This is a genomic window from Mesorhizobium sp. WSM4844, assembly GCF_055811775.1.
Genome location: NZ_JBVVQB010000120.1, coordinates 1 through 3,880 on the forward strand (window position 1 = coordinate 1; position 3,880 = coordinate 3,880).

Below are 3,880 nucleotides of genomic sequence, written 5' to 3' on the forward strand. Positions count from 1 at the left end.
CCCCCCCCCCCCCCCCCCCCCCGCCGCCCCCCCCGCCCCCCCCCCCCCCCCCCCCCCCCCCCCCCCCCCCCCCCTCCCCCCCCCCCCCCCCGCCCCCCCCCCCCCCCCCCCCCCCCCCCCCCCCCGGCTTGTTTTTACGATGCGCGGCTGGCAGTAGTTTCCGGGATTGACTTTCCGTCGGAGCCATCTGGCGGACCTTGCGCTGTCCCGGAATCCCAAACATGCCCTTTTCGATCGCGACCTGGAACATCAATTCCGTCCGCCTGCGCATGCCGCTCGTCGAACGCCTGCTTGTCGAACAGGCACCGGACGTGCTCTGCCTGCAGGAAACTAAAGTTCCGGACGAACTGTTTCCCGAGAAGGCGTTTCGCAAGTTCGGCTATCAGCACATCGCCTTCCACGGCCAGAAGGGCTATCACGGCGTGGCGACGGTGGCGCGCCGGCCGATCGCGATTGTCGAAAAGCGCCGCTTCTGCGAGATCGAGGACTGCCGACATCTGTCGGTCACCGTGCGGGCCGGCGGCAAGGCGATCCTGCTGCACAATTTCTATGTTCCGGCCGGCGGCGACGAGCCCGACCCCGTTATCAACCGCAAGTTCAAGCACAAGCTGGATTTCGTCGCCGAAATGAACGCCATCCGCGCCGAGCACGACGAAGTGTCCGGCTCGATCCTGGTCGGTGACCTCAACATCGCGCCGCTCGAGCACGATGTCTGGTCGCACAAGCAGCTCCTGAAAGTGGTCAGCCATACGCCGGTCGAGACGGAAAATTTCGAGGCGATGCGGCTCGCCGGCGACTGGGTCGACCTGATGCGGCTCAACGTGCCTTACGAGCAGAAGCTCTACACCTGGTGGAGCTATCGCGCGCAGGATTGGCAAGCGTCGGATCGCGGCCGGCGGCTCGACCATGTCTGGTCGTCGCCAAACCTGGTGCCGAGCTTTGCCGGCTACGAGATCCTGCGGCCGGCGCGCGGCTGGCAACGGCCGTCGGACCATGTGCCGGTCATAGCGCGGTTCGACCTGGATTAGAGCATTTGTCCCAAAGCGGGCGGAGCATGATCAAGTGCCTCTCGACGAGACACTGGAGGTTCAATAGCCTCTGAGATCCTGAGGGAGTTTGGCTAGGCTACATGGAGATAGTTGCAGCACAAACGTCGGATGTGACATCGGCGGCCGACTGCCTGGCAGATGCCTTTGCAGGCGATCCGCACATGACCTTCTTCTTCGAAGGGGATCCTGAACTCGTGACCGAGTTCTTCTCGATCCTTATGGTGGCGCGTCTCGCGCTTGGCATGCCAGTGCTGGTATTAAAGAGCGAAGGCCGCATCCTGGGTGCGGCGATGGGCTATGATACGCAACGACCGGAATGGCTTCCGGATCACCGGGAGAGATGGGCCTCACTCCAGCAACGGCAGGAGTTGATGGTGTCGCGCTTCGAGAAGTCTCAGACGATCAGCGAGAAATACGAGCCGTCGGAGCCGCATTTTTATCTTGGGGTTTTGGGGGTCCATCCCTCAATTCAGGGAAAGCGGGCTGGCCTCGCTCTCATCGAGGCCTACTGCGATCTTTCTGAAAGAGACCCTGTCTCAGCGGGGACGTTTCTCGAAACCGCGGAACGCAAGAATTTGGGTTTCTATCAACGTTGCGGCTTTCGACTTCTGGGCCAGGGTGAACTTGAATTCAAGAAACCACTCTGGTGCCTCTACAGATCCAAGAGCGTTCGAGGCGTCAGCTAGTTCAGTCGTCGAAACGCGGCGCCAGCTTCTCGATGCGGCGGATCATTGCCTGAAAATCCTCGGAGATGCGCTGGTGCAGGTGGACCGCGATATCGGGATATTCCTCCAGGATGCGGTGGAACATCTTGCGGCTGAGCCGCAGCACTTCCGAATCGATCTCGGCGGATGCGCTGGTCAGCCGGTTGGTGTCGGCGATCAGCGCCAGTTCGCTCAGCATCGTACCGGGGCCGGCCGTGCCTATCGGGACGCGGGTGCCATCCTGCTCGCGATACAGCACGATGCGCCCGCTGACCACGATATAGGCGCAATCGGCCTCGTCGTCCTCGCGGTAAAGCTTGTGGTCGGCCTGCAGCCTGGTGGTTTCCGCGCCAAAGGCGAGCAGACGCAGCTGTTCCTCCGTGAAGCTCTCGAAGAGCCTCACGGCGGACAGGATGCGGATGTCGTCATCCAACGCCATCTAGCTGTGTCCCCGAACGGCCAGTCAAATCCCTCCATTGGAGCGCCGAGCGTTCCTTTGGACGCGGCAAAGGACGCTCTAAACGCTTTGAAATCGACGCACCGGGCTTTCCAAAAACGAATCCAATTTTTGGGCCGTTGCGTCAGCGAGCTCGATCCAGAACCACCTCCAGTCTCAGGATCGTACCCGAAAGCGGCGCCTCCCCTAACCGCTGATTGAATGATTAAATGTTTAAGGAACCAGCTTGTAGCCACCACTTTCTGTCACAAGAATTTCTGCGTTGGAAGGATCGCGCTCGATCTTCTGGCGCAGCCGATAGACATGGGTTTCCAGGGTGTGCGTGGTGACGCCGGAATTGTAGCCCCAGACTTCCTCGAGCAGCACGTCGCGCGTCACCACCTTCTGGTCGGCGCGATAGAGATACTTGATGATCGAGGCTTCCTTTTCGGTCAGCCGCACCTTGGCGCCGCGCTGGTCGATCAGAAGCTTCTGGCTAGGCTTGAAAGTGTAGGGGCCGACCGAAAAGGTGGCGTCTTCGCTCTGCTCATGCTGGCGAAGCTGGGCACGGATGCGGGCCAGGAGAACCGCGAAGCGGAACGGCTTGACCACATAGTCGTTGGCGCCGGCTTCGAGGCCGAGAATCGTGTCGGAATCGGTGTCGTGTCCCGTCAGCATGATGATAGGCGACTTGTAGCCGCCCTTGCGCAGTATCTTCACCGCCTCTCGGCCATCCATGTCGGGGAGGCCGACATCCATGATGAGCAGATCGATGATGCCGCCGCGGGCCGTGGCGATGCCTTTGGCGGCTGTTGATTCCTGCAGGACGTCGAATTCTTCGTAGAGAGACAATTGCTCGACGAGCGTGCCGCGCAGGTCGTCATCGTCATCGACGATCAGAATGGTGCGTGAAGTCATGGATCAATCCGTTGTTTTGAAAAGAAAATTCAGTTGACCGCTGCCTGTTTATGCGGAAGCTGACCGGCACAACAGCCGATCACAATGATTTGTTCCGTGGCACGATCATACAAGAAAAAACGCGCGTGCAATGAGGCGAGCGCATTTTTGCGAAAAGGGCTTCGTGTTCTCACCGTGCGCGCCAGGCCCGGCCACCCCAGCCAGGGACTTCTGCAGGCTGGCAAACTGGTATTTTCCTGTGCGCTGGGGCGCGGCGGCATATCGGCCGGCAAGCGCGAAGGCGATGGCGCCACGCCGCTTGGGTCGATGCGGATACTGTCGGGATATTTCCGTAACGATCATTTTCCCGGCGGCCGCAAAACCCGGCTGGCGATGGCGCCGATCGGTCGCGATCTCGGCTGGTGCGAAGTGCCTGAGGACCGCAACTACAACCGTCCGGTCAAGATCCCCTATGGCGCCAGCCACGAGCGGATGCTGCGCGCCGACCGGCTTTATGACGCCTGCCTGGTGCTCGACTGGAACATTGCTCCGCGTCGCCGCGGACGCGGCAGCGCCATCTTCTTTCATTTGGCGCGCCCCGACTTCACACCGACGCAAGGCTGCGTCGCGGTGACAGCACGCACGATGGCCCGGCTGTTGCCGCTGCTGTCGGACCGCTCGGTGATGAGGGTGGTGAGGTAGGGGAATAGGGGAATAAGGGGAGTAGGGGAGTAGGGCAGTAGGGCAGTAGGGCAGTAGGGCAGTAGGGCAGTAGGGCAGTAGGGCAGTAGGGC

General features: G+C 61.3%; 5 protein-coding genes. 3 read left to right on the top strand and 2 right to left on the bottom strand.

All coding sequences use genetic code 11. From position 1 onward, the window contains the following. Positions 1–221: 221 nt before the first annotated feature. Both AC0L2A_RS35885 and AC0L2A_RS35890 read left to right on the top strand, forming a co-directional pair. A complete protein-coding gene (locus AC0L2A_RS35885) occupies positions 222–1,028 on the top strand; it encodes an exodeoxyribonuclease III (protein WP_128171157.1) in 807 nt (268 codons plus the stop codon). A gap of 101 nt (positions 1,029–1,129) precedes the next feature. Next, positions 1,130–1,735: a GNAT family N-acetyltransferase gene (locus AC0L2A_RS35890; RefSeq protein WP_128171158.1), complete on the top strand. Its 606-nt coding sequence runs from the start codon at positions 1,130–1,132 to the stop codon at positions 1,733–1,735. 1 nt (position 1,736) lies between these two features. On the opposite strand, the gene AC0L2A_RS35895 is transcribed toward AC0L2A_RS35890, so the two are convergent. Together AC0L2A_RS35895 and AC0L2A_RS35900 are read right to left on the bottom strand one after the other, a co-directional pair. Further along, complete coding sequence (locus AC0L2A_RS35895) at positions 1,737–2,192, bottom strand: cyclic nucleotide-binding domain-containing protein (protein ID WP_128171159.1); 456 nt, start codon at positions 2,190–2,192, stop codon at positions 1,737–1,739. 231 nt (positions 2,193–2,423) lie between these two features. Next, on the bottom strand, positions 2,424–3,107 hold the full coding sequence (locus AC0L2A_RS35900; protein WP_027155919.1) for a response regulator transcription factor: 684 nt from the start codon (positions 3,105–3,107) through the stop codon (positions 2,424–2,426). A gap of 84 nt (positions 3,108–3,191) precedes the next feature. Between AC0L2A_RS35900 and AC0L2A_RS35905 the strand changes: the two genes are divergently transcribed. Then, complete coding sequence (locus AC0L2A_RS35905; protein WP_473612909.1) at positions 3,192–3,788, top strand: L,D-transpeptidase family protein; 597 nt, start codon at positions 3,192–3,194, stop codon at positions 3,786–3,788. Positions 3,789–3,880 lie beyond the last annotated feature (92 nt).